Origin of the sequence: Acetomicrobium sp. UBA5826 (genome assembly GCF_002433005.1) — a bacterium.
Lineage (GTDB): Bacteria > Synergistota > Synergistia > Synergistales > Acetomicrobiaceae > Acetomicrobium.
The window spans coordinates 25,411-50,596 of the sequence record NZ_DJHF01000020.1 but is presented as its reverse complement, the minus strand read 5'-3'; the positions used below and the strand labels follow the sequence as shown (position 1 = coordinate 50,596).

Annotated in this window: 23 protein-coding genes; 6 read left to right on the top strand and 17 right to left on the bottom strand. The window is 43.2% G+C overall.

The features are described 5' to 3' along the window. Nucleotides 1-138 precede the first annotated feature (138 nt). The 8 genes from rplS to gyaR all read right to left on the bottom strand — a co-directional run bounded on the left by rplS (nucleotide 139) and on the right by gyaR (nucleotide 5,758). Nucleotides 139-486, bottom strand: a complete 348-nt coding sequence (rplS, locus tag B3N34_RS06570) for a 50S ribosomal protein L19 (RefSeq protein ID WP_286975995.1) — start codon at nucleotides 484-486, stop codon at nucleotides 139-141. 27 nt (nucleotides 487-513) lie between these two features. After that, on the bottom strand, nucleotides 514-1,773 hold the full coding sequence (gene trmD / locus B3N34_RS06565; protein WP_349679697.1) for a tRNA (guanosine(37)-N1)-methyltransferase TrmD: 1,260 nt from the start codon (nucleotides 1,771-1,773) through the stop codon (nucleotides 514-516). Beyond that, the gene (gene rimM / locus B3N34_RS06560) at nucleotides 1,764-2,306 is read right to left on the bottom strand and encodes a ribosome maturation factor RimM (protein ID WP_286975992.1); all 543 of its coding nucleotides are present in this window, start codon (nucleotides 2,304-2,306) and stop codon (nucleotides 1,764-1,766) included. The genes trmD and rimM overlap by 10 nt, the downstream gene beginning before the upstream one ends. An 8-nt stretch (nucleotides 2,307-2,314) precedes the next feature. After that, nucleotides 2,315-2,554 carry a KH domain-containing protein gene (locus B3N34_RS06555; protein ID WP_009200413.1) on the bottom strand — a complete coding sequence of 80 codons (240 nt, stop codon included), beginning with the start codon at nucleotides 2,552-2,554 and terminating at the stop codon, nucleotides 2,315-2,317. Nucleotides 2,555-2,559: 5 nt separating this feature from the next. Continuing rightward, nucleotides 2,560-2,829 carry a 30S ribosomal protein S16 gene (rpsP, locus tag B3N34_RS06550; RefSeq protein ID WP_286975989.1) on the bottom strand — a complete coding sequence of 90 codons (270 nt, stop codon included), beginning with the start codon at nucleotides 2,827-2,829 and terminating at the stop codon, nucleotides 2,560-2,562. 12 nt (nucleotides 2,830-2,841) lie between these two features. Continuing rightward, a complete protein-coding gene (gene ffh / locus B3N34_RS06545; RefSeq protein WP_286976189.1) occupies nucleotides 2,842-4,179 on the bottom strand; it encodes a signal recognition particle protein in 1,338 nt (445 codons plus the stop codon). Further along, nucleotides 4,172-4,552, bottom strand: coding sequence for a sigma factor-like helix-turn-helix DNA-binding protein (locus B3N34_RS06540; protein ID WP_286975987.1), 381 nt, complete (start codon nucleotides 4,550-4,552; stop codon nucleotides 4,172-4,174). Before B3N34_RS06540 ends, ffh begins: the two co-directional genes overlap by 8 nt. Nucleotides 4,553-4,768: 216 nt before the next feature. Next, nucleotides 4,769-5,758, bottom strand: coding sequence for a glyoxylate reductase (gene gyaR / locus B3N34_RS06535; RefSeq protein ID WP_286975984.1), 990 nt, complete (start codon nucleotides 5,756-5,758; stop codon nucleotides 4,769-4,771). Between the two features lie 356 nt (nucleotides 5,759-6,114). Between gyaR and B3N34_RS06530 the strand changes: the two genes are divergently transcribed. The 5 genes from B3N34_RS06530 (at nucleotide 6,115) to B3N34_RS06510 (ending at nucleotide 11,904) form a co-directional block, all read left to right on the top strand. Then, entirely contained in the window at nucleotides 6,115-6,978 is an 864-nt protein-coding gene (locus tag B3N34_RS06530; protein ID WP_286975983.1) for a Rossmann-like and DUF2520 domain-containing protein, read from the top strand. 20 nt (nucleotides 6,979-6,998) lie between these two features. Continuing rightward, entirely contained in the window at nucleotides 6,999-7,808 is an 810-nt protein-coding gene (gene panB / locus B3N34_RS06525; RefSeq protein ID WP_286975982.1) for a 3-methyl-2-oxobutanoate hydroxymethyltransferase, read from the top strand. A 26-nt stretch (nucleotides 7,809-7,834) separates the two neighbouring features. Continuing rightward, on the top strand, nucleotides 7,835-8,683 hold the full coding sequence (gene panC / locus B3N34_RS06520) for a pantoate--beta-alanine ligase (protein ID WP_286975979.1): 849 nt from the start codon (nucleotides 7,835-7,837) through the stop codon (nucleotides 8,681-8,683). Nucleotides 8,684-8,771: 88 nt separating this feature from the next. Next, nucleotides 8,772-10,094, top strand: coding sequence for an NCS2 family permease (locus B3N34_RS06515; protein WP_286975977.1), 1,323 nt, complete (start codon nucleotides 8,772-8,774; stop codon nucleotides 10,092-10,094). An 85-nt stretch (nucleotides 10,095-10,179) separates the two neighbouring features. Next, nucleotides 10,180-11,904: an adenine deaminase C-terminal domain-containing protein gene (locus tag B3N34_RS06510; RefSeq protein WP_286975974.1), complete on the top strand. Its 1,725-nt coding sequence runs from the start codon at nucleotides 10,180-10,182 to the stop codon at nucleotides 11,902-11,904. Nucleotides 11,905-11,996: 92 nt separating this feature from the next. Here the strand turns inward: B3N34_RS06510 and B3N34_RS06505 are convergent, their stop codons facing one another. The 7 genes from B3N34_RS06505 to B3N34_RS06475 all read right to left on the bottom strand — a co-directional run bounded on the left by B3N34_RS06505 (nucleotide 11,997) and on the right by B3N34_RS06475 (nucleotide 20,342). After that, nucleotides 11,997-12,713, bottom strand: a complete 717-nt coding sequence (locus tag B3N34_RS06505) for an ABC transporter ATP-binding protein (protein WP_286975971.1) — start codon at nucleotides 12,711-12,713, stop codon at nucleotides 11,997-11,999. Next, nucleotides 12,713-13,456: an ABC transporter ATP-binding protein gene (locus B3N34_RS06500; protein ID WP_286975969.1), complete on the bottom strand. Its 744-nt coding sequence runs from the start codon at nucleotides 13,454-13,456 to the stop codon at nucleotides 12,713-12,715. Before B3N34_RS06500 ends, B3N34_RS06505 begins: the two co-directional genes overlap by 1 nt. Further along, entirely contained in the window at nucleotides 13,456-14,448 is a 993-nt protein-coding gene (locus B3N34_RS06495) for a branched-chain amino acid ABC transporter permease (protein WP_286975967.1), read from the bottom strand. The genes B3N34_RS06500 and B3N34_RS06495 overlap by 1 nt, the downstream gene beginning before the upstream one ends. 8 nt (nucleotides 14,449-14,456) lie before the next feature. After that, nucleotides 14,457-15,317 (bottom strand): branched-chain amino acid ABC transporter permease, encoded by an 861-nt coding sequence (locus B3N34_RS06490; protein WP_286975964.1) that lies wholly within the window; start codon nucleotides 15,315-15,317, stop codon nucleotides 14,457-14,459. A 78-nt stretch (nucleotides 15,318-15,395) separates the two neighbouring features. Next, nucleotides 15,396-16,670, bottom strand: coding sequence for an ABC transporter substrate-binding protein (locus B3N34_RS06485; protein WP_286975961.1), 1,275 nt, complete (start codon nucleotides 16,668-16,670; stop codon nucleotides 15,396-15,398). 77 nt (nucleotides 16,671-16,747) lie between these two features. After that, the gene (locus tag B3N34_RS06480) at nucleotides 16,748-17,845 is read right to left on the bottom strand and encodes a M24 family metallopeptidase (protein ID WP_286975958.1); all 1,098 of its coding nucleotides are present in this window, start codon (nucleotides 17,843-17,845) and stop codon (nucleotides 16,748-16,750) included. A 76-nt stretch (nucleotides 17,846-17,921) separates the two neighbouring features. After that, the gene (locus B3N34_RS06475; RefSeq protein ID WP_286975955.1) at nucleotides 17,922-20,342 is read right to left on the bottom strand and encodes a diguanylate cyclase; all 2,421 of its coding nucleotides are present in this window, start codon (nucleotides 20,340-20,342) and stop codon (nucleotides 17,922-17,924) included. A gap of 423 nt (nucleotides 20,343-20,765) precedes the next feature. Here B3N34_RS06475 and B3N34_RS06470 point away from each other — a divergent pair, with 423 nt between their 5' ends. Next, entirely contained in the window at nucleotides 20,766-22,805 is a 2,040-nt protein-coding gene (locus B3N34_RS06470; RefSeq protein ID WP_286975953.1) for a methyl-accepting chemotaxis protein, read from the top strand. A 60-nt stretch (nucleotides 22,806-22,865) separates the two neighbouring features. Here the strand turns inward: B3N34_RS06470 and B3N34_RS06465 are convergent, their stop codons facing one another. Together B3N34_RS06465 and B3N34_RS06460 are read right to left on the bottom strand one after the other, a co-directional pair. Continuing rightward, the gene (locus B3N34_RS06465) at nucleotides 22,866-23,681 is read right to left on the bottom strand and encodes a phosphate ABC transporter substrate-binding protein (protein WP_286975951.1); all 816 of its coding nucleotides are present in this window, start codon (nucleotides 23,679-23,681) and stop codon (nucleotides 22,866-22,868) included. Nucleotides 23,682-23,784: 103 nt separating this feature from the next. Continuing rightward, nucleotides 23,785-25,140, bottom strand: coding sequence for a YjiH family protein (locus B3N34_RS06460; protein WP_286975949.1), 1,356 nt, complete (start codon nucleotides 25,138-25,140; stop codon nucleotides 23,785-23,787). Nucleotides 25,141-25,186 lie beyond the last annotated feature (46 nt).

Genomic DNA, 25,186 nt, shown 5'->3' with positions numbered 1-25,186 from the left:
ATCTATCATTGCATATCATATATTATATACCTGACTTGTTCTATTATACACAATTATTGAATTTAGGCTTAGAAAAAAGGCTTGCATACATAATTGATGCAAGCCTTTTTTCGATTTTCAGACAAAACATTATCTCGTTTATCTGCGGCGTTCTTTTATGCGGGCAGCTTTACCGGAAAGTTTTCTCAAATAATACAACTTGGCCCTTCTTACCCTACCATGGCGAACGACCTCTATCTTTTCCACGTTAGGACAGTATAAGGGAAATATCCTTTCCACACCAATACCACCGGATACTTTTCTTACAGTAAACGTTTCTCTTAAGCCGCCATTTTTCCTGGCAATCACGACACCCTCAAAAACCTGAACTCTCTCTTTGCCGGCTTCCCTTACCCACACGTGAACTCTAACAGTATCACCGGGCCTGAATTCCGGCAGCTCGCGTTTCTGGTATTGTTTTTCAACTAATGCAATCCTTGGATCCATTTTTATTTTCCTCCCTCGCTTAAATCTTTATCTCCATCCAAAAAGTCGGTCCAACACAACAGCTACTGCGCTCCTTACGGATAAATGATTATACTCTCCATTACCTCCCATTATAGGCTTCAAAACCAGATCGACATGGTCAAAAACTTCATCGGCAAGGCCCCAACTTGTGCCAAAGAGAATGCACAAAGGAACATCTTTTTCAAGCGCTATTCTTTTAAGCTCCAAATAAGGAAGCGCTCCCTTGACTTGTTTGGCAGTCGTAGCCACAACCAAGGGTTTCTCTCTTTCCTTTTTTTCTATCCAAGCCAAACCTGAGTCAATCGACCCAATGACCTTAAGCAAGTTTAAAGCCTCGGCCCTCAGCGGATTGAGGCCCATCTCATGAGCTTTTTGCCAATGTCCTGCTATTTTGGAAACCATCTCGCGCTGCGACCTAAGGGGAGTAACCACCAAAAACTTATCTACCCCGAAGGTCATGCAACTTCTGCTAATATCGTGAAGGTCGAGGCCTGTTACCGCAGAAGCGACCACATTACCGCTTTTATTTAACACAGGATAGTGCGCTAACATTAAATAAACCCCTTTTGTCAGATAGGGCCTAATTCCAGCCCTGGACAAAAGATCGGGGCGACGCCTAAGCGTTCTGACAGCGGCCTCCCTTCTTCTCCATGTTGCAGCCTCTTGATGATTTCCCGACGTAAGCTCTTTTGGAACTCCCAGACCTTGCCAATTAACCGGCCTCGTGTAATGGGGATAATCCAACATTCCCTTATAAAAGGAATCCTCCAACACCGCCTCTTCCTTTCCGACCACTCCCGGAATAAGGCGAGAAATGGCGTCAATTATGACCATCGCAGGCAGTTCTCCGCCCGTTAAAACGTAATCCCCTATGGATATTTCAAGGTCCACACATTTTTCGACGAAGCGCTCGTCAATTCCCTCATAGTGACCGCATATTAACACGATGTGATCCTTCTTAGTCAACGCCTCCACCAGGTCCTGAGTCAGCACCACCCCCTGGGGCGAAGGATATACAACGCAAGAACCGGCGGATTTGATATCTTCTAAAGCCTTGTAAAGAGGTTCGGGCATTATAACCATTCCGCCACCGCCATAGGAGTAATCGTCTATTTGACCATATCGGTTCGAGGCGTAATCCCTTAAGTTAACGATCTCGACCTCAATTTTTGCCTCCTTGACGGCCCTTCCTATAATGCTCGTGTTCAAAAAAGCTTCAAAGTACTCCGGGAAAGCAGTCACTACAGAAAAGCGCACTATTCCCACAATCCTTCCAGCAAATGCACCCTTACAAAACCGTTATCGATATTGATCTCTTTTACAACTTCTGATATCGCCGGAAGCATGTGCCTTTTTCCCTTTTCCGTTTCTACAACATAAACATCATTGCTCCCCGTTGACATGATTTCCACCAAAGTACCCAGATTGTTGCCCGTATCGCAATCGACGACAGTAAGTCCAAGTAAATCGTCAATCCAGTAAAACCCATCGGGAAGTTCCACTCTTTCTTGAGGCCTGACCATTACAAGACCGCCGCGCAGACTTTCAGCAGCATCCCTATCGACTATCTCGTCTACACCTACGATAAATTGCCCCTTGCCAACATGCTCCCGTATCGAATTTATAGTGAGTCGGCACCAAAAAGAACCGTTGGGGCGATAGACATCTAGGTAATCCATATCTTTAAAACGCTCAGGAAAGTCCGTTAAAGGCAAAAGCCGTAACTCTCCTTTTATGCCGTGAGCCCCCACAATTCGGCCTACGGTAACCAACTCCTCAGAACACATATGCCATCTCACCTCTTTGGTTACTCCTCAACCACTACATCTATTTTATCTTTGGATTTGATGGCCGCTGCCTTGGCTATAACGCGTATTGACTTGATTGTGGCTCCAGATTTACCGATGACACGACCCATATCTTCCGGGTTCACTTTTATAGACACTTTAACCTTTCCATCCTCGATTTCTTGTCTTACATCAACGTCGTCCGGCTTGGTAACCAACCGGGATACTATTGTTCTTATCAATTCAGCATAATCTGCCATTTACATCAAGCCTTCTTGCTTTCAATGAATTTATCCCACACTCCGACTTTTCGCAAAAGCGACCTGGCCGTTTCAGAAGGCTGAGCACCCACTTTAAGCCAATACATTGCCCTTTCCTCGTTCACCTTAACATCTGCGGGATCGGTCAAGGGATTGTAGGTGCCTATCATTTCAATGAACTTTCCATCCCTGGGCGAACGGGAATCCGCCACAACCAACCTGTAAAATGGCCTTTTTTTTCGCCCATGACGAGCCAACCTGATTCTAACTGTCATATATTACACCTCCTAAAATAATCCCTTTGGAAGTTTAAGGCCCTTGAATTTGCCCTTACCCTTTCCAAAGCGCTTAAATATCTCCTTCATTTGCTCGTATTGTTTTAAAACTTGATTTACCATTTGAACACTCGTACCGGAACCGCTTGCAATTCTTCTTTTTCTGCTTCCCTTTATAATCTCGGGTTTCTTTCTTTCTTCCGGCGTCATCGAGAGTATGACAGCTTCGACATGTTTAATGCGCCTGAAATCTATATCTGACACTTGAGACTTAACCTTTCCCGGAAGAGGGAGCATATCCATAACCTTGTCAAGTGGTCCTAACTTTTGAATTTGTCTAAGCTGGACCAACAAATCATCAAGGGTAAACCTGTTGTCTTGGAGGTTTTTTTGAACTCGTTCAATTTCTTTGGTGTCGCCAGATTTCTGTATTTTTTCGAGCAGGCCCTCCATATCTCCCATTCCAAGTATACGTTGGGCCATTCGTGTAGCGTCAAACTCCTCCAAATCTTCCAGGTGTTCTCCTACCCCAACGAGCTTAATTGGAACACCTGTGGCTGCCTTTACAGCAAGAGCGGCACCTCCGCGAGCGTCTCCATCGAGCTTGGTTAAAACCACACCCGTTATGCCAGCTTTTTCTTTAAAGGCCTCGGCTACGTTGACTCCCTCCTGACCCGTCATGGAATCGATAACTAAAAGCACCTCATTGGGATCCAGAAGTTTATGCATTTGCTCCAGTTCTGTCATAAGGTCATCGTCAATATGTAAACGTCCTGCAGTATCAAATATTATGACATCAATCAAATGAGCATCGGCATAGCTCAAAGCCTTTCTAGTCACATCCATCACGTTGCCCGAACCAGCCTCTTCGGGACCGAAAAAAAGTATACGAGCTTTTTCAGCCAGTACTTTCAACTGTTTTACAGCAGCAGGACGACGTAGATCACAGGCCACGACCATAGGTTTGTGGCTGTCAGATATCTTCAGCGCCAGTTTTACTGCCGTGGTGGTCTTACCGGAACCTTGTAATCCGACCAACATAAATACCGATGGCGGTTTAGCGGCGAAATTTAGCCTTTCTTTCTTGCCACCCATCAGGTTGCAAAGCTCTTCATATACGACGGCATACACTTGCTGCGCTGGGGTTATCGACGACAAGACTTCCTGTCCCAGGCAACGTTCTTTAATGCGTTCTACCAAATCCTTTGCTATTTTGTAGTTTACATCCGCCTCGAGGAGCGCTCTTCTGACCTCGCGAAGTGCATCATTGATATCTTCTTCAGTAAGTCTCCCCTTGCCTCTTAACTTGGAAAATATCCATTCCAGCCGTTCCTTCAAGGAATCAAACATCTTGATCACCTATCTTTCTCAATTCCGAAAGCAATTCTGACATTTTCGATTTAAATTCTTCCGAAAGTTCTTTTTCGTGCTGATCTAACAATTTTTCCAGATTTTTCTTATATTCCTCAAGAGCAACTAAGGTTCGTTTAAAACCCACTACTTCCTCTATTTCAACCAACCTCTTTCGCGCACGTTGAAGGAGCTCAAAAACCCCCTGTCGGCTAACCTCTATGGCATCAGCTACCTCAGATAAAGACCAATCGGACATTTCGTGAAGCTCAAAGGCTTTTCTCTGCTTATCGGTCAAAAGACCGCCATAGATATCGTAAAGCAAGCTCATCTCGATTCGAGACTTCAAAAAATCCTCACACTTATCTGCCATAAAAAATCTCCCCGCTCAAAGCCTTTAGCAATAACAAAACCTGAGCGGGAAGATTATATATCCGACATAAATTGATGTCAACGACAAAACGTTTACAGACTGATTGAAGCCATCAATAAGCAACTCTTCATATGGCATTTGGCCCCAAATGAACACAGCAAGATTCTACACTATAGCTTGCTCAATACCTCTTTAAGTCCTTTCTATGTAATATTATCAACTGCGTTTCACAACTTCGGAATTTACTAAATTAGGCGGTACTTCTCCTTTGAGCACTTTAATGACATTTTCTGCCGCCATGGTGGCCATCTTGGCGCGAGTGGCGTATGATGCTGAACCTAGGTGCGGCAGCAGGACCACGTTTTCAAGCTCAAGAAGCTCGGGATCCACCCCTGGTTCTCGCTCAAAGACGTCAAGGCCGGCTCCCCTGATCCAACCTTCTTTCAGCGCCTTCGCCAAGGCCTTTTCGTCAACGATGGGTCCCCTCGCAGTGTTTATGAGGTAGGCTTCCTTTTTCATCATCTTTAGCTCTCGCTCGCCGATCAGATGTCTGGTTTCTTTGGTTAAGGGCACATGAATAGATATAAAATCGGCCTCCCTAAGCAGGTCATCAAGCGACCTATATTCAGCGTTTAACTTCTTTTCCACCTCTTCGGAGGTTCTATGGGCGCTGTAATATATGACATTCATGTCGAACCCCATTGCCCTCCGTGCTACTGCCCTTCCGATGCTTCCAAAGCCGATGATGCCAAGCGTCGCATGATGTACGTCGGTGCCCAAAAGAAGCATCGGCTTCCATCCTTTGAACTTCCCCTGACGCAGGAATTTATCGCCCTCAACTACCCTGCGAGCCGTGGCTAGAATCAATGCCCATGCTAGATCTGCCGTTGTATCGGTGAGCACACCAGGGGTGTTAGTCACCATGATGCCACGCTTTGTGGCTGCCTCTACATCTATATTGTCAAAGCCTACGGCATAGTTAGCGATGATTTTTAGCTGAGGGTCAGCTGCGTCCATCACCTCGCCATCGATTTTATCGGCAAGCAAGCATACGATGGCATTTACCCCCTTGACTTCCTTTAAAAGCAAATCTTTAGGAAAGACCCCTTCATAGTCGAAGACTTTGACATCACAATGTTCCTCCAACATGCGCATCCCCTCTTCAGGGATGCGACTGGTCACCAGAACCTTGGGCTTACTGCTCATCACTGATCACTCCTTTTTTAGCAAAAAATACTCACCTTGAAGAATTTTTCTTCAATATACTTACAAGTTTAATAATGCTTCGCAAAAATATTGTCAACCGGGACAAAGATAAAACCACCTGAAATAGCATTTCTTAAAGTGTTTCCTGATATGCGCATATGGCGTCCGATGGCATTAGATTGTTCATAAGATAAATCCATGCTATAATCCAAAACAATTTATTTAAGGTAAATAGCATGCTTCAGTCGAAAAATAAATCGTGATCGTAAAGTTCTATAACTACCAAGTAAGTGTTGTTAATCATTAGTTAGACGGCATAAAATATCCCTTGATCTTAAAGTGATGTCCTTAAAGAGGTGTTTGCTTTGAAACTGGGCTTTATCGGTGCCGGCAAGGTTGGTTCGGCCATGGCAATTTTGCTTAAACAGGCAGGTTACGAAATAGCAGGAGTGGCCAGCAGGTCGCAAACTTCAGCACGAAAACTTGCATTGCGCCTTGGAGTTTCAGTTTTTACTCCCAAAGAACTCTCCTATAAATCGGATGTGCTTTTTATCACCACATCTGACGATGCCATCGCTTCGGTTGCCGCAGACCTCGCCAGACAAAAAGCAATCCGCCCCGGGCAAATCATGGTTCATATGAGCGGTGCACATACCTCTTCATTGTTATCTCCATGTGCCGAAGTCGGGGCTGTTATTCTTTCCGTCCATCCTATCCAGTCCTTTGCTTCCGTAGATCAAGCCATCGTCCTCATCCCTGGCAGTTATTTCAGCATCGAAGGCGACGAAGGCGGATACGATTTTGCCAAGGAAATTGTGAAAAAGTTGAAGGGAAAGCACTTCATCCTAAAGTCGGACTCGAAAGTGCTCTACCATGCCGCTGCCTCTATAGCAAGCAATTACGTGGTGGGACTTTTAAGCGTTACTCAAGAACTTTTAGACACCGCAGGCGTACCGAATGATGTCGGGCTGCAGGTTTTTCCTCCTCTGATAGAGGGAACCCTTGAGAATGTAAGAAAACTTGGGATTACAGGTGCCCTTACGGGGCCCATATCCAGAGGAGACATAAGCACTGTGTCAAAACATCTGGAAGCCATGAAAGACTTGCCTCAATTTTTAGGCGTTTATAAAACCCTTGGCCTCGTAACGGTTGAGGTTGCCCTTAAGAAGGGGACGATAAATGAGGAGCAGGCAGACAAGCTGCGCGCGCTTCTTAAATAATCAAGATTGGAGGGTTTATGATGTCGCGTGTTACAGTAGGATCACTGCTAGAAATGAAGGAAAGAGGAGAAAAGATTACCTTGCTTACGGCTTACGACTATCCCACAGCCAAGCTCCTTGACGAGGCGGGTATTGATATCCTGTTAGTTGGGGATTCCCTGGGGAACGTGGTGTTAGGATATGAAAATACGCTCCCTGTAACCCTTGAGGAAAGCTTGCACCACACCAGGGCTGTTGCTAGGGGGACAAACAGGGCCATGGTCGTGGGGGACTTGCCCTTTCTTTATTATCAGACTACCATAGCTGAGGCCGTATGGAATGCTGGCCGCTACCTAAAAGAAGCCGGGGCTCACTGCGTGAAACTGGAAGGAGGCAGGGAACGCGCAGAGATAGTCCACGCTTTAACAGAAACAGGAATTCCGGTAATGGCTCACTTGGGCCTTACGCCGCAATCGGTCAACGTCTTCGGCGGATATCGCGTCCAAGGGAAAACCGAACAAGCAGCACAACACCTGATCGAGGATGCTATGATCCTGGAAGAAGCGGGGGCCTTTGCCGTCGTCCTTGAGTGCATTCCCACCGAATTGGCCAAAGAAGTGACCAACCGCCTTAGAATTCCTACGCTGTCCTGCGGGGCTGGACCCCATTGTGATGGCCAGGTAATGGTATTGCACGACTTGCTTGGAGTCAGCGGCGGAAAGGTGGCAAAGTTTGTTAAACAATATGCCAACCTGCACGACGTTATCATAGAGGCTCTGACAACCTTCAAAAAAGAGGTAGCAGAAGGGTCTTTTCCCGGACCTGAGCATTGTTATAGAGCCAAAAATTAAGAAATCAAAGAGGGTGATTTTATCCTATGGAAGTCATAAAAAGGATCGCCGACATGAAAGCGATATCACTGTGCCTTAAACGGGAAGGCAAGAGCATAGGCTTAGTGCCCACCATGGGCTATCTTCACGAAGGACATCTAAACCTGATCAAGGCAGCCCGGCGGGAAAATGACATCATAATAATGAGCAACTTCGTAAACCCTCTCCAATTTGGCCCCAAGGAGGACTTTGCCACTTACCCTCGCGACCCAGATCATGATAACAAACTGGCAGAATCGGCAGGGGTTGATTACGTTTTCGGTCCCACAAGCGAGGAAATGTACCCGCAAGGATATTGCACTTACGTAGAAGTCAACGGTCCTATGGTCGAGAAGATGTGCGGAATGTCGCGACCAGGACATTTCAAGGGAGTAACAACCGTTGTATTGAAGCTTTTTCTCATTACTCAGCCTGACCGTGCCTACTTCGGACAAAAGGACGCCCAACAGGCCATTATCGTCAGAAAAATGGTTACCGATTTAAACGTTCCCGTAAAGATCATAACCTGCCCCATAGTCCGAGAGGAGGACGGTTTAGCACTTAGCTCTCGCAACACCTATCTGTCTTCGGAAGAAAGAGTCCAGGCCCTTGCCCTCCCTAGGGCTTTGTCTGCAGGGAAAAATATGATAATTCAAGGCGAGACTGACCCTCAAAAAGTAAAGAGGCATATCACAAGTATACTGGCATCATCGCCAGGCATTCGCGTGGACTACGTAGAGGTTGTAAACGGGGATGACATATCGGATTTATCCGCAATAAAGGGAAAAGTGTTGCTTGCAGCTGCGGTATATGTTGGAAAAACTAGGCTCATCGACAATATTGATCTGGAAGTATAAATATAATAGGATTACTTTATTAGATAATAATAAAATAATATACTTCAACATTTAATCATATTTTCATCCGGAGAAGGGAGAGAGAATCATGGGTAAAGAGTCTAACAACTGGTTGTATAGATATTTCCACCTCGAAGAAAATCATACTAACGTCAAGACAGAAGTTATCGCGGGGCTTACGACCTTCGCGACAATGGCATACATCGTAGCGGTCGTGCCTGCTATGTTGGCTGAAGGAGGGTTGCCAAGAGGTTCCGTTTTAAGCGTTGTGGTATTAATGACAGTTATTACGACAGCGGCTATGGCTCTTTACACCAACAGGCCTTTCGCCCTAGGTCCGGGAATGGGAAGTGTAGCTATATTCAGCCTCACCCTTCTAAAGGGAGGTGTGCCTCTTCCCGTAGCTTCGGGCATCATAGTATTGAGCGGTTTGATATTTATGGCCGTGAGCTTCCTTGGAGTGAGAGATTTTATAGTAAAAATTATCCCACCCAGCGTAAAAATAGCCCTAGGAGCGGGAATCGGTTTATTTATTTCATGTATTGGATTTCGCCAAGCAGGAATAATCGTAGCTGATGCCAGCAAAAATGTCTTAAGCTTTGGGAATCTAGCCCAATCGAAGGTTGCATTAGCGTTAATTGGCTTCCTTTTTATACTCTTTTTCGAGAGCAGAAAGGTTAAAGGTGGGATAATACTTTCCATTATATTAGCCACCATCATAGGAATTCCCTTGGGTATAACGGAAATTCCATCTTCAATAATCACGATACCCGATAGTATTGCTCCTCTGGCATTTAAAGTTGACCTTTTAGGTGCAATGAAAGTTCAATACCTACCTTTTCTGCTGGCTTTTTTTATTCCGGATTTCTTTTCAACATTAGGCACAGTATTAGGCGTAGGTTCACTGGGTGGGTTTTTAGATGAAAAAGGCAATTTGCCTGGTATAGAAAAATGTTTTCATGTGGATAGTTGCGCAACAACTTTTGGAGGTTTGTTTTCTTGTCCAGTTATGACTACTTATCTTGAAAGCTCTGCCGGCGTTGCCGCTGGAGGCCGGACAGGATTGACAGCGCTGGTCACAGCTTGCGCATTCATGATTACGTTCTTTTTATCGCCATTGGCATTAATGATCCCGTCAGCGGCAGCAGCACCGGCCCTTATTTACATCGGAATAACCATGCTCAAGTCAATGGCTCGAATAGATTACGACGATTTTACTGAGTACTTTCCGGCTTTCATATGTATTGTGCTTACAATATTCAGCTTCAATTCAGGAAATGGCGTCGCTGCAGCGCTTATAGCATATGCCTTTCTAAAGCTCGTTAGTGGTAGAGTACGTGAGGTCCACTGGAGCCTTTATATAGTAGCATTTTTAATGGTATGTTATTTTTACACATTAGTTATACATTAGGTACATACAAAGTCTCTTATTAAACCTTGACCACAGTCTTAGCTACACTTTGACCCAGGCCGAAATCACATGAGGAGATGAAAAAATGAGAATAGATTGCTTACTGACTGATGGGGAAGTGTTTAATGTTTACCTAAAAAAGTGGTTCACTGCTGATGTAGCAATCCTCGACGGTAAAGTCCTATTCGTGGGCGATTCCTCATCTATAGAATTTGAACCTTTAAGGCGTATATCTTGCCGGGGTGGGGCTCTAATTCCGGGATTAATTGACATCCATATGCACATCGAAAGTAGCTTTTTAACTCCGCTTAACTTCGCCCGTGCCGTAGTTGCTCACGGAACCACAACCGTAGTAAGCGAACCCCATGAAATGGCAAACGTACTTGGCGTTGAAGGCATCAAAGGAATGATAGAAGCTGACGAAGGAGCACCCATAGATATTTTTTACGGCATACCAAGTTCTGTTCCTTCCACCAGTAGCGAATTTGAAAGCACAGGAGGCAAAATAGGCCTTAAAGAAATCGAAACTTTGCTTAGCTCTGAGCCAAAAAGGATGATATGCCTTGGCGAAGTGATGAATTATACCGATTTAATGCAGCTTCGGGAGTGTCGTGCTATGGATTTTGTCAGATATATGCACGAACACTATCCTTTTCTGGCCGTAGAAGGACACGTCCCATCAATTAAAGGATTTGAGCTGTCAAAGGTGTTGTTTACAGGAGTGGGCTCCGACCACTGCATGCAAAGTCCAGAGGGCTTAGAGGATCGTTTAAGAATGGGCATGTTTGTTGAGTTGCAGGAAAGCTCAATTACTGTAGACAACATGGCAGTTTTAAGAAATCAAGGATGTGATGGGCGATTCTCACTTGTGACTGATGACGTGCCTCCTGATAAGCTTACCAAAGCAGGCCATTTAGACTTTCTGATGAAACTAGCAATAGAAAAGGGGTTGCCTTTTGAGTCTGCCATCATTGCCACTACTTTATCCCCTGCCATGAGAATGGGCTTCCGCGATAGAGGTGCTATCGCACCTGGCAAGATTGCAGATATAGTTTTTCTCAGTGAACGAAGCAAAGATCTTCCCATATCGTGGGTTATGAAGAAGGGAGAAATAGCGTATTCTTCAACAAATAACTCATGTACCCTTGATCCCTTAGATAAATCCTTCAACGATAAGTTCTATAGGACTATTAACACTCTACCAATAGAAGAGAGGCTATTTCGTATAGAACCGCCAATAAAAGAGGGCTTCCAGAGATGCAGGGTGATAGAAAAAAATCCAGCAAACACATCTACAAAAGAAATTTTCATCGACGTCCCAGTGAGAGGAGGCAAGCTTTTGTGGCAAGATGCCGGACTAAATATGGTAGCTGTGATAAATCGATATGGCGGCGATAGTTACGCTCTTGGCTTAGTGGGAGGTAATGTGATCAGGGGTGGGGCTTTTGCAAGCAGCTATGCCCATGATCACCACAACCTTTTGGTCATTGGTGACAACGTAAGAGACATGACAACAGCCGCAAATTGGGTCGTAAAATCTCAAGGCGGTATGGTCTTTGTATCAGAAGGAGAGACTAAGGCTTGTTTGCACCTTCCTATTGGAGGATTGCTCAGCGAAAATTGCGCCTACGAGGTAGCCCGAGCAAGCGCCGCCATAAAAGATGCTCTGCTAAACCACGGATTTAAATCTAGCAATCCGATCATGAGTATCTGCACCATCACTTTGCCTGTAAGCCCTGCTTTGAAGATAACTGACAAGGGTTTGGTGGATATATTAAAGTTGCAAATCGTTCCTTTGTTCACTTCATAAGAATACAAGAAGGCCTTTTTAAAATAAATTCGGCCTCCTTGTCTGTATTCTAAAAAAATGTTTTTTATATCTTTTCTTTAAAATGAGTGATTTTACATACCCAGATATGCTCGCTTTATTTCTTCGCTCTCGAGGAGATCTTTCGATGAGCCTGACATAACAACCCTGCCGGATTGGATTACGTAACCTTTATCGGCAATCTCCAAAGCTTCGAGGACACGCTGTTCAACTAATAACACCGTTACTCCGTATCGTCTTATTTCGGTAACAATCTGTAATACCTTTTCGACCAAACTAGGCTGCAAGCCTAAACTCAATTCATCTAAAAGTATTACCTTTGGCGCACTCATGAGCCCTCTTGCAATGGCAAGCATTTGTTGCTCCCCACCGCTCATGGTTTCAGCCTTTTGATTAATTCTTTCCTTTAATATAGGAAACAAAGAATAAACCCATTCTAAACGCTGCTCAACGACTTCTCCGCTCTCTTCTTTAAAAGCTCCAAGTTCCAGATTTTCTTTAACAGAAAGCTTGCCAAAGATCCTTCTGCCCTCAGGGACATAGGTAAGGCCCTTTCTAACCATTACATGAGCGGGAAGTCCAGTTACATCTTCCCCGTAAAATTTTACAAAGCCGCTTTTTGGGCGTAATAAGCCTGAAACAGTACGCAAGGTGGTCGTCTTGCCTGCGCCATTTGCTCCAACAATCGCAACTATCTCGCCCTCTTTTACTTCAAATGAAATACCATGAAGCACAGGTACCCCCTCATACCCTGCGTATAGGTCCCTCACTTCCAGCGCAAAGTCAGTCATCACGCCTTCATCTCCCTAAGTCGTTTGCTAAACTTCTCTCCTAAATATGCAGCTATAACTCTTTCGTCCTGAACTACTTCGCTGGGTGGCCCTTCCGCTATCTTCACCCCACTATCCAATACAACGACTTTGTCTGCAATAGGCATAATTGCCTCCATAATATGCTCTACAACCAACAATGTGATCCCTCTCGATTTAATGTCCTTAATTACATCAACGGCTTCTTTTAGTTCTGTGCCAGTCAACCCGGCCATCACTTCATCGAGCATCAAGAGGCGCGGCTGCGTAGCCATGGCTCTAGCCAACTCCAGGCGTTTTTTTAAGCCAATAGTGAGGCTTCCCGCTTTTTTATCCCTGTGATCATCAAGATGGCACATTTTTAGGCAAGATTCCGCTATTTCAGAAGCAACTTCAAGTTTGGAGGTTTTTAAAAAAGCACCGACTAATATATTGTCGAAGACGGTCATATCAATCAAAGGACGTACAACCTGAAATGTCCTAACTGCTCCCAAGCGAGCAACTTTATGAGGAGGCCAACCTGTTATATCGGTGCCCTCATAAAAGACCTTTCCGGAAGTCGGTTTGTAAACTCCTGAGATACAATTAAAAAGGGTCGTCTTCCCTGCACCATTGGGCCCAATTAGTCCAACTATAGCACCCTCTTCGACATCAAAGGATACGTCATTGTTAGCAACAAGGGAGCCGAATTTCTTGATTAGGTTACGCACTTCCAGCAAAGCCATCAATCATCGCCTCCCTTTGTTGCTTTGAAACGTGTAGTCAACAAATTTATGAAACCCATAACGCCCTTCGGTTGACGAGTTACGATGAGAACAATCAAAATTCCGAATATTATCAGGTCGACTCCTCCGCCCAACCCGCCCCACATTGCACGACTATACTCCTGCAAGGGAATTAGTATGGCTGCTCCAAGCAAGGGCCCCCAAAAAGTTCCCAATCCTCCGAGGATCGTTATCAATACAAACCTCATGGACATATCGAGCGACATGACCATTGGCGGATCGACCCTCAAGTTGTACTGCACAAAAAAGGCTCCGCATAAAGCCGCCAAAAAAGCAGAAATAGCTATCGCAGTCAATTTAACAGCCGTGCTGTTAACGCCTAATGCCTCAGCGGCTTCCTGCCCGTCCCTAACGGCTTTCAAGTAATAGCCCAATTTATTGGCTTCCATCCAGCGCACAAAGGAAAAAATCAAGATAAATAGTCCAAAAGCACCGTAATAATACTGAGTTTTAGTCTGAAACCACATGAAATTCTTCCAACCTTCTTCTATTATGGGATAATCTAGACCAAGAGCCCCACCTACCCAGTACCAAACCATAAATAGTCGGTTAAATATTTCTACTATTGCAAAAGTAGCAATGGCAAAATAATGCCCTTTGAGCCTGAAACAGGGATAACTTATAATGAGCGACACAATCGCTGCGAGTAATGCACCGATTATTGCGCCAGGCCATGGCGTAAGACCGTAAGTTACCACTGCCATGCCAGCTCCATAAGCGCCGATCCCAAAAAAGACCGAATGGCCAAATGAAACCTGCCCACAATAACCACCCAAAATATTCCAAGCTTGAGACATACATGCAAAAAGCAAGGTTAAAACAAGTACATGTTGAGCAAAAGGGCTTTGAAGCGGTCCTGGAATTAATGGCAAAACTGCAATAAGGAGAAGAACGCCATACCACAATTTCCTGCCTCTTTTTGTGCAACTCATCCGACCGATCACCACCCGAATAAACCCTTAGGCCTTATTAATATAACGATCAAATAAAGTCCAAAAACTGCCACATACTTAAATATAGGAGCTACATAAAATCCGACTAAAGCCTCTACCAATCCGACAAGTATTGCCGCCAACAACGACCCCACAATGCTGCCAAACCCGCCTAACGCAACGCAAACAAAGGCTATCAAACTAAAAAGGCTTCCTGCCTCAGGATGCACAGGCATATACATGGGAAGCAATCCTCCTGCTATACCGACACAGGCCCCTCCAATGCCAAATACTAAAGCGTAGATTTTGCTGGTATCTATGCCCATTAGTTCAGCCGCATCCCTGTCCATGGCAGTGGCCTGTATCGCCCATCCCGTTCTGCTTCGGGTCATAAATCGGTATATGCATGTGATGACTATTAAGGAAACGATCGCAATGACAAGCTGAGGAAGAGGGAGAATTAAATCTCCCATGGGTATGACTCTGCCCCCCAAATACGTGTCCGACAACAACTTAAAATTTGGTGAAAATCTGTTCAAACATATGTTTTTAATGAGCATCGACAACCCAAAAGTGGCAAGAAGAGCGGAAAGAGGGGGCTTACCAATGAGTGGACTTATAACCAACTTGTAGACAATAACAGATAAAATAAATACAAATGCCGCAGAAGCAATCCATGAAATCAAAGGATCGACATTCATTAAAAAACCCAACCAATAAGTCACATACATGGCCACCATCAAAAATTCTCCATGGGCAAAATTTATAACGTCCATTACACCCCAAATCAGAGATAATCCAACTGTTATTAACGCATACAACATTCCATTAAGCAGTCCGTCCAATACTACCTGCAGGAATATTGCCATCGGCAATTCCTCCTTCAATCTAAAATTTGGGAAGAAGGCTTCAAGAAACCCTCTTCCCAAATTCTATGCAATTGATCGCTATTTACGTTGGTCCCAGGATGGCATAGGAACTACTGGTTCGGCATTTGCAAATTCCTCAGGAAATACCCTTCGATATTCTCCGCCAATTAATTGGGTAATTGTGCTCATGGCCTTTATGTTTTGACCGCCCGGGGCAAATGCCACTTTTCCACCCAAGGAAAGCGGTGAATCCCACTCGTTGGCATAGAGGGCATCGACTATTTTTTCCGTATCAAGAGAGCCAACTTTTTCGATAGCCTGGGCCAGTACAAGCATTGCCACTGCCTCTTGAATGCTATCGCTATCAAAGGGAACGGGAGGATCTATTTTAGATTTATATATTTCTTCAACAGGAGCTACAGCTGGCATTAGTTCTGCCAGTTCCGGAGAATATCCGGTGGTACCCATAAAATAATCTCCATCGCCACCGAGCTGCTGTGCAATTAATGGATCTTGATAACCTGAACAGTAGTTTAAACTTACTTTAGGAAGCCAAGAAAGTTGTTTCATAGTTTTTATCCAGAGTATGTAGTCTGCGCCCAGACATGCACCAAACACGACATCGGGGTTTTTTCCTTTCAGCATCTGTACCTCGCTGTTGAGGTTTGTAGCTCCAGGATTGAAAGCTACGTCTGCAACATATTCGAAGCCGGCTTCTTCGATAGCCTTTTTGGCCTCCTGCGCAGCATGCTTTCCAAATTCGGTGTTTTCATAAATAACTCCGAAGGTCTTGTAATTTGTTCCTTCAGTTTCGTTAAGCCACTTAATGAAATTCACGAACTCGATGGATTCGGTCTCGTCAGTAGGAGCAATACGGAAGAAATATCTCGTACCCCTCTTAGTAAGTTCGGCTGAACTCGATGCACCACACATAAATATCCTCTTTCTTCTCTCGGCGACCATACTTGCCGGTTTAGTTACAGCGCTGTTATAGCTTCCTATTATTGCGAAAACACCTTCCTGGTCGAAGAGGCGTTCCGCTTCGCTTTTACCTACATCGGGCTTCCCTTGATGATCGGCGTGGATTAAAACGATTTTATATCCATCCAAAATGCCCTCTTGATCAGCTAAAGGAACAGGAATGTCCGGATAGGAGTTGTTTATCACTTCAACTGCAGCTTCAACTGCGGCCTTACACCTCTGTCCCGCCAAGGCCACAGGCCCGGTTAAAGGAAAAAGCGTGCCGATCTTTATTACCTTCTCCTCGGCACAGGCAACACCGGAGACAGCAAAACCGGCCAGGAGTGCGATGACAATAATCGACGCAATTACTCTACCCCATCTCTTGCTCATGATAACAACACCTCCTCAGAATTATTAAATGATTTTTTTAACTACTGTATAAAATATAAAGTTCTATCAGATAACTGTCAAATGACGATAATATCCTTGGGAAGTTTACAAAGCGACCTGCATCCGTCATCTGTAACGAGTACGATATTTTCTATGCGAATGCCAATTTTGCCTGGTATATAAATACCGGGCTCTATACTGAAAGTCATTCCCGGTTCCAAAGGTGTTTTATTACCTTCCATAATGTAAGGCGCTTCATGGATTGCAACGCCTATACCATGACCGAGGCGGGTATTGAAGTATTCACCGTATCCTGCGTCTTCTATTACACTTCTTGCAGCTCTATCCACTTCTTCGGCCAGGACTCCGGGCCTCACGGCAGCTTCTCCTGCTTCCTGGGCATTTAATACTACTTCATAAAGATTCTTTTCTTTATTTGACGGTTCCCCGACGAAGATCGTCCGAGTGGTGTCAGAACAATAACTTTCATATCTACATCCAAAGTCAATAAGCACCAGATCCCGTTCTTCTATAACGCCTTTAGTGCCGTTGTAATGAGGTTTTGAGGCGTTCTCCTTACGCGCAACTATGACATCAAATGCAGGACCATCTGCTCCATGCTCTTCAAAAAGCTCTATCAGTTTTTTCTTTATCTCTCCCTCGGTCAATCCCGGTTTTATAAAGCCTAAAAGTTCTCTAAAAGCTGCGTCGGAAATCTGCGTTGCCCTTTCAAGCTTGTCTATCTCCGAAGGGCTTTTAATTATTCTCATTCTCTCCAAAAAATGCCAACCGTTTAATAACTTTACCCCCTGTCGATCGGAAATCTCTATGGCGTCCACGGCTCTAACTCCAAAGTTGACGGCAAGTTTCTTATCGTTTAGGTTAAAATCGTTCATTGCCTTTGCTAAAACAGGATAAAACCAATCTTTGTCATTCCACACATAAATGGGCGCCTCACTGCCGAATGCCGCCTCAAATTCTTCTAAATAAAGATGGGGCGTAATACAAAAATAACCGCCGTCGGCCAAAATAAACAGCCCTTTGAATCGCTCACACTCACCAGTTTTAAGCCCGCTAAGGTACTCCAAGTCGTCTCCTGGACCCAAAAGAAAAGCATCGATTCCTCTCTTTTGAAGATCCTTCGAAATTTCCCGTATCTTTCTTTTGTCCAACATTCTCAAAATGCCTCCTCCCTTCAAAGTAACTTGCAAATGCCAGTAAACATCTTCATGCAGATGCAAAGAGCAAGATCTATCTTCGTTCCACAGAAACCGTGTTTTTGCCTCTGGATTTTGAATTGTACAAGGCTTTATCGGCTCTTTCTATTGCTCTTTCAAAGGGTTCGTCGGGCAAATATTGGGATATTCCGATGCTAATAGTTACGTGCATACCCGAGAATAAGCGACTTTCCACTTTTTTCCTTAACCTATGGGCAATGTGCAAAGCTTGGTTTAACGATATCATTGAAATAAGTAAAAATTCATCTCCACCCCATCTAACGAATACATCATCTTCTCTTATAGTTTTCCTGACGGTTTCACTCAACTCTTTCAGCACTAAATCTCCTACCAGATGGCCGTAAGCGTCATTTATCAGTTTGAAACCATCAATATCAAATAAAAAAATACTGATATCTTTTCCATAATCCCGGCACTTGGTTATCAAATCGGACAGCTTGTCCTGTAATCCCTTTCTGTTCAAAGCACCAGTTAAGGCATCTACTGTAGAGCTTGCATAAAGTTCTTCAATTAATTGCTTTGTTTTCATTTCTCTAATTTTATCATCGGTTATATCCCAAAATATTCCCGCTAGGAACAAAGGCCTTCCCTCGAGATCGTGTTCGGTTACAACAGCTGTGGTCTCAACCCACATATATGTTCCATTTTTCTTCCTTATCCTGAATTTGTTGTTGTAAATACCCCTATCTTGTTCCAATGCCTGCTTTATAGCTAATTCATATGATTGACGATCATCTGGATGTACAAGTTCTCTAAATTGAGATATTGATTTAATCTCTTCTTTATCATATCCTAAAATCTCATAAGCAAGAGGGTTCAATTGCAACTCGCCCGTTTTAATGTTTCGTTCGTAGTAAGCAACTTTACTTCGCGCCAACGTTAATTCTAATCGTCTTTTTTGCCCTCTCAAGGATTCCTGCATCCGAACTAATTGTGTAATATCGGTCATAACTATGAGAAAACCCAACGTGCCGTCACCATTTGTGACCTGTTTTTTATTAATTTTCAAATAATGAATTCTTCCGTTTCTATCTTGAAAAAGATGTTGACTTGCTTTGAATTCACCATCTGATGTTAAATGAGAACCTTCTAGTTCTAAATCTCCCCTAAGCGATATATCTGATATACAGTCGAATAATTTACATTCTTTGATTTGGCCGATATCAGAGGAAAGGTAGTTTTCAAATGCTTTATTGCATAACTTGATATACCCCTCGTTATCAATATAGCATATTGCTTCAGGGATTGTTTCCATTAATTGTTTTAAAAATGTTATTTCGCGATTGAGCGATATTTCCGCATTCTTTCGCTTTTTTATATTTATTAATAATAAAAACACTATAACTAATAAAACAGATAATGTACATACTGCCGGGAGGAGAACTTTTTTATGCTTCATATAAAATGTCTCTGGAATATTTATTAATATATGATTTTGAGGAAGCGAAGATTTATGGATTTCAAATATTTTAAGCATAGGATAATTAATTATTAAATTTTTAGGAAGGTTCATAGTAATTGGGATATATCTTATATCGTGACTAGTCAATATAGAATCCAAAATTTCTATCATCGCCTCTATCTGCGTCTCAGGCGTAGGGGCATACGATGCAAGGGCACCTCCGAGATTAACAAGAGGGGTTAATAACGTAAACACCGGCAGCGATATATCATTAAGCAGCTCATTTACCATTTCCAATGAATATACATTATCATTATCATCCCTCAAGTAAGAAATAAGAAATATTGCAGATTTATCTGGCGCATTTTGTAGTTTTTTGGTTATTTCTTCCCATGGTACACCTATCAGATATTCTACTGAAATATCTTCCATATTTTTAAACACAAGCCTAGCCTTCTCATAAAGATCCATACCCAAAGTGGTTCTGTCGCTAATAACAAATATGTTCTTTGCAGGAAGTATTTGAAATATCATCTCCACATTTGCAGCGACATCTACATCCTCAAATACTCCCGTCATATTACTTTCCAAGGAAGAGAAATATATCAATGACCTATCGGCAATGCTTCCAAAAATAACAGGAATAGGAGATATACTCCCTAAATTTTCCCGCTCAGCCAATAAATATTGAAGTGCATCGTCGTCAAAACATAAAATAAAATCTATTTTTCTTTTTTTGTATTTTGTATTTATATATTCATTAAATTGTTGATAATATTGATTATAGTCAAATCTCTTTGCATCTAAATATTCAAAATATATATTCACTGGTTTCTCATATTCGCCAAATTTTTCTTTAAGAAAAGAGTTAAATATCTTAGTGTATACATATTCAGGATCATAGGAATGTAGAACCAATACATTGTAATAATCTTTATATGCATCAGAGCGATGGCAAAATATCAACAGTAATATGATCAATGTCAAACAGGTATGGCAAATATAATTATATTTGGAAAATAATTTCTTCATTTCCAGTGTTCCTCCGAAAACGCGAAGCTAACTTTAAAATACGTCAATCAAACATGATCATTTATTCACATATATAAGATCAGCTTACGATTATTCACTACCCACATCAACAACCCTTGTCTTTCATTTGATATTATTATACTATAATAGCATGGAAACTGAAAGAACTTACCTTTGTGAAAGCTGATTGAGCATATGCAACGTCTATTCCCATTAAATATTATAAGTTATGCTACACTTGCCTTAAGAGGATCGAAATGACTGTTGCTGTTAGCCTAGGAATTTTAGATACAGCCGTGTCAGCGTTCTTTCGCGATACACATTAATAAAGTTTATAATAGCATAAATGGCCTAAAACAATAACTTAAAAACACCTAAAAATTAAGGAGGCATGACACTTTAGTGTAAAACGTAGGCTAATTGTTGGCAATCGGTATTTTGATAACAATATGTGCGATGGGGTTCTTTTCCTACCGCGGTAGTCGAGCCATCATAATCGACCAAATAAACCAAGGAAGCAGGCTGGCAGCAGATACGGCAACAGCTTCCGTTTCTAACTGGATCAATACACGCACGAACGTCGTTAAACTTATGTCGGAAAATATTACCTACATGTGGGAAAATTATGGCATTTCCGGCTATCTGATAAAAAACTACCTGGCCAAAACACTTGAACGCTATGCAAATTTAGGTTTTATAGAAATTTACATGTGCACCCCAAAAAACGAATTCATCGGCGCCACAGATTGGGAGCCGCCGGCCGACATGGACATACGCCAAAGACCCTGGTACGTCATGGCGGAAAAATCCGACGGAGTAATATTTACTGAACCCTACGAAGCAACAAATGTAGACGGCTTAGTTATCACTGTTGCCATTGCGGCAAGGGACAAAAGGGGCGAACTTTTGGGAATAGTGGGTGCCGATATCCTGATCGATGACATTATCAACTTTGTGACATCTCAAAAACTGCTTGGATACGGCCACGGTTTCCTGTTAGACCAAGACGGCAATGTAATAGCACATCCAAATAGAGACTATATCATGAAGCTAAATTTGACAAAACCATCCAACATTGTCTCTCAGGACTTGGCTGACATTGCACTAAAGATGATAGAAGGCGAAAAGTCAAACGATGTCTATATTATGGAGGGAGAAAGAAAACAAATGTATTTTGCTCCCCTGGATAACGGATGGAGCATAGGGATAACAGCAAATACTGACGACATATTTTCGCCGCTAAAGGCGGTGGGAATAAAACTTCTGTTAATTGGACTCATATGTATGATCGCTTTAGGGCTGTTTATCCTGCTCATTGCAAAGGCCATAACCAATCCCATAGGCAAGCTGCTGAGAGTATCGCAAAGCGTTATAAAAGGCGAGCTTACAGCGAGGACATCTATATCAGGAAACGATGAACTATCTCAAGTAGGCAAAGCTTTGGATCAACTAATAGAACACCAACAACAGACATTGTTAAACTTGAGACATCGCAGTGACCAATTATCACAAGAAGCATCAGCACTAGATGATATATCTGAAGCAACGAGATCTTTCGTCGACATCGTAACAAATGAAGCAGAGGAACTTAAAAACATCGCAGAAGATAAAGCCGATGCCATTTCTTCAGCAAATGCCGGAATCGAAGAGGTTGCCTCTGCAGCACAAGGTGCTGCAAAGGCAGCAGCCGAAGCCTCAAATCAGGCAGAGTTGCTGAGAGGAAATGCACAACAAACGGGAGACCTGATTTCCAGCGCAGCTAAGAGGGTAAAAGATATGGCCGACTCCTTCAGACACATTGCCGATGTCATATCTCAACTTAACGAAAGGGCCGGGCAAATAGGAAATATAGTCTCGACCATTTCAGGAGTCGCTGACCAAACGAACTTGCTCGCATTAAACGCAGCTATCGAAGCGGCAAGAGCCGGCGAACACGGTAAAGGATTTGCTGTCGTTGCCGATGAAGTAAGAAAGCTTGCCGAAGAAAGCAACAAAGCAGCCATGCAAATTGGCTCGTTAGCTAAATCCATAATCGAGGAAACAGCACAGGCCGTAAACGTTACAAACACAGGCGTTGAACTGGCAGCTGCCGGAGAAAGAGAAGCACAGATGATGGAAAAACACATTGATGATGTTTTGAGGGCTATTGAACTGATCGTCGATCAAATTCAAAACGTCGCCGCCACAGCAGAAGAACAATCTGCAAGCACGCAAGAGATGGCAGCGTCGATCGACAGAGTTGCCCAAGGAGTTGATACTACGAGGGAAAAAGCTGAAAGCATGTCAAAATCCGTGAAAGAACTGGAAAAACGTGTAGAAGCTTTAAAGCAGGCATCAGAAGACTTGGAAAAACTGGCGAATGACCTTCAAAAAAGAAATCAGACTTTACAAATTAGATTCAACTACCCCCTCAGGCGGGCCAGCTGGTTTAGTTTCAATCGAATAAGATCCTTGTATAGATAAATGCGGCGGATATAACTCGCCGCATTTATCTATTATTTACTAACTATTCAACTTAACAATCTATCTTATTGAAACAAATCCTGTTTCCGATACAATTCTTTGACCCTCATCGCTTAGCATAAAGTTTATAAACCTCATCGTTTCCCCTGTGGGCCAACCTCGCGTGAACATAAAAAGGTATCTCGATATCGGAAATTCACCGGTTCGAGCGGTTTCGGGCTTAGCCTCGACGTTTTCGACTGTGATTCCCTTTATGCTGCTATTTAGATAGCCTATTCCAATGTATCCGATGGCTAGCTCGTTTGTCGACACCGCTTGAACTATTGCGCCGTTAGATGCCATGACCTGCGCTCTTGGTGTGATTCTTTCGCCTTTCATAACCTTTTCTTCCCAAACCTCATAGGTACCGGAACTGGTATCTCTGGTTATAACGGCAATTCTCTTATCCGGACCGCCTACATCCTCCCAATTGGTGATCTTGCCGCTATATATATCCTTTAATTGTTGTAAAGTTAAGTTGTTGACGGGATTTTTTGGATGGATAATTGGCACTATAGCATCTATGGCAACTCCAAAGGGGACGGGATACGCACCTTTTTCGAAAGCCAACTTTGCTTCCTCAAGTTTTATGAATCTCGAGGAATTAGCTATATCACATGTGCCATCTATTAACGCCTTAATACCATTGCCGCTTCCCTCTCCGGTAAGGGAAAATTCAGTATTAGGATAAAGCTGAGCATAAGATTCAATCGCCGCTTGCGCTATTGGCAAAACGGTAGTAGAACCCTTCATAGTCAGACCGGCTGCCCACGCAGCACCCCCAAAACCCATTCCAAACAACACAACCAATATCAAAAGCGAAACTAATTTCTTCATTCCTTACCCTCCCCCGCATTTTTATTGACTTCATATAAATAATAACAAAGATGCGTAACGCCTATATCACATAGAGGTAACGAAGGCGTTACGTCGCCTTATATCAACAAAACAGCCAAACGAAGGGGGCAAGTAAAAACACCGAAAGCACAGCCCTCATAAAGTAGATTGCTGTCAATTTCGGAAAATCCAGAGGGATAGAGGAATTTAAAATCAACACACCAATTTCAGTCATGTATATTAACCCCGTAGCTGATATACAGGCACACATAAACTTAGCAGCAACTGTAGTGCACGTAGCCCCTATAACTGCAGCCAAAAACTGATCGGCAAAAGCCAATACAAATGCGGGTGCAACTTTGGAAGCTTCAGGAATTTTCACTAATTCCAGCATGTATGCAAAGGGCAGGGAAATCCATTGAAAAATAGGCGTATAGGTTGCAATTATCAGAACTATCGTTCCCCAAGAGACGACAAGAGGCATGGTGGAGACTATTAAAAAACAAAAGGTTTGATAACAAGTCTTTATTACTGTATGTATGCCCTCCCTTCTGGCCCTCTCTACTGCTGTCTTCAAGGCCCATGAGTAAAGGGTATGATCAGGGGGAATCTCTGCCTCGGGCCTCTGTTTACCGGATCTTCCTGAATAGCTGTCTGGAATGCCCTTAAGGGGCCAAAAACGTGGGGCCAAAATGGCCAAAATGAAAGACACGGCGTAAATTGTGATCAAAATTTGGAAATACATATTCGGCAAACCCACGAAGTCAGCCATAACATAAATATAGGCAACACTTAAAATTGAAAAGGAGGTGGAAATTATGGCCGCTTCTCTATCGCTGTAATATCCTTCGTCGTGCAATCTAGTGGTGATCACAACACCGACGGAACTGCTTCCGAGCCACGAAGCCAAAGTATCGATAGCAGATCTGCCTGGTAACGTAAAAAGAGGATTCATCAGCGGACGAGCCAACGTCCCAACATACTCCATCAATCCAAAATCCGTAAGCAGTGAAACTGCAGCAGCCAAGACAGTAAAAATTACCAAAAGTGACGGCGCAAGCACCAGCACCGGAGTACCTCCCGTATCCATGCTCCAGATCGCCTCGGGGCCGATTTTATAATATACCATCACAGAAAATATTGCTCCCAATATACGAGAGATGCTCCACAACGGACTAACTACAAATAGATCTTGGAAAAATTGGTTTTTCATAATAAAAGAGGGCTTAAACAATGAAGCATAAATAGTGATAATTGCGCTCGCCACAACCAATGTCATGGCTGTGACTACCAGAATTGGCTTTAAAGCCTCTTTCCCCCAATCGATAACTATTCCAAGGACGGTATTGAATGTTCCGTCTTGAGGAAAGGGAACAAGGAAGAAGAGAACACCTAAAGCAGAGGGAATTAAAAAACGCATAATTTCGACAGAACTAAAAGCTTGTTTTCGCACTTGCATGCAACAACCCCCCATAAATATAATTTTAGTGACACCTTAGCAATAT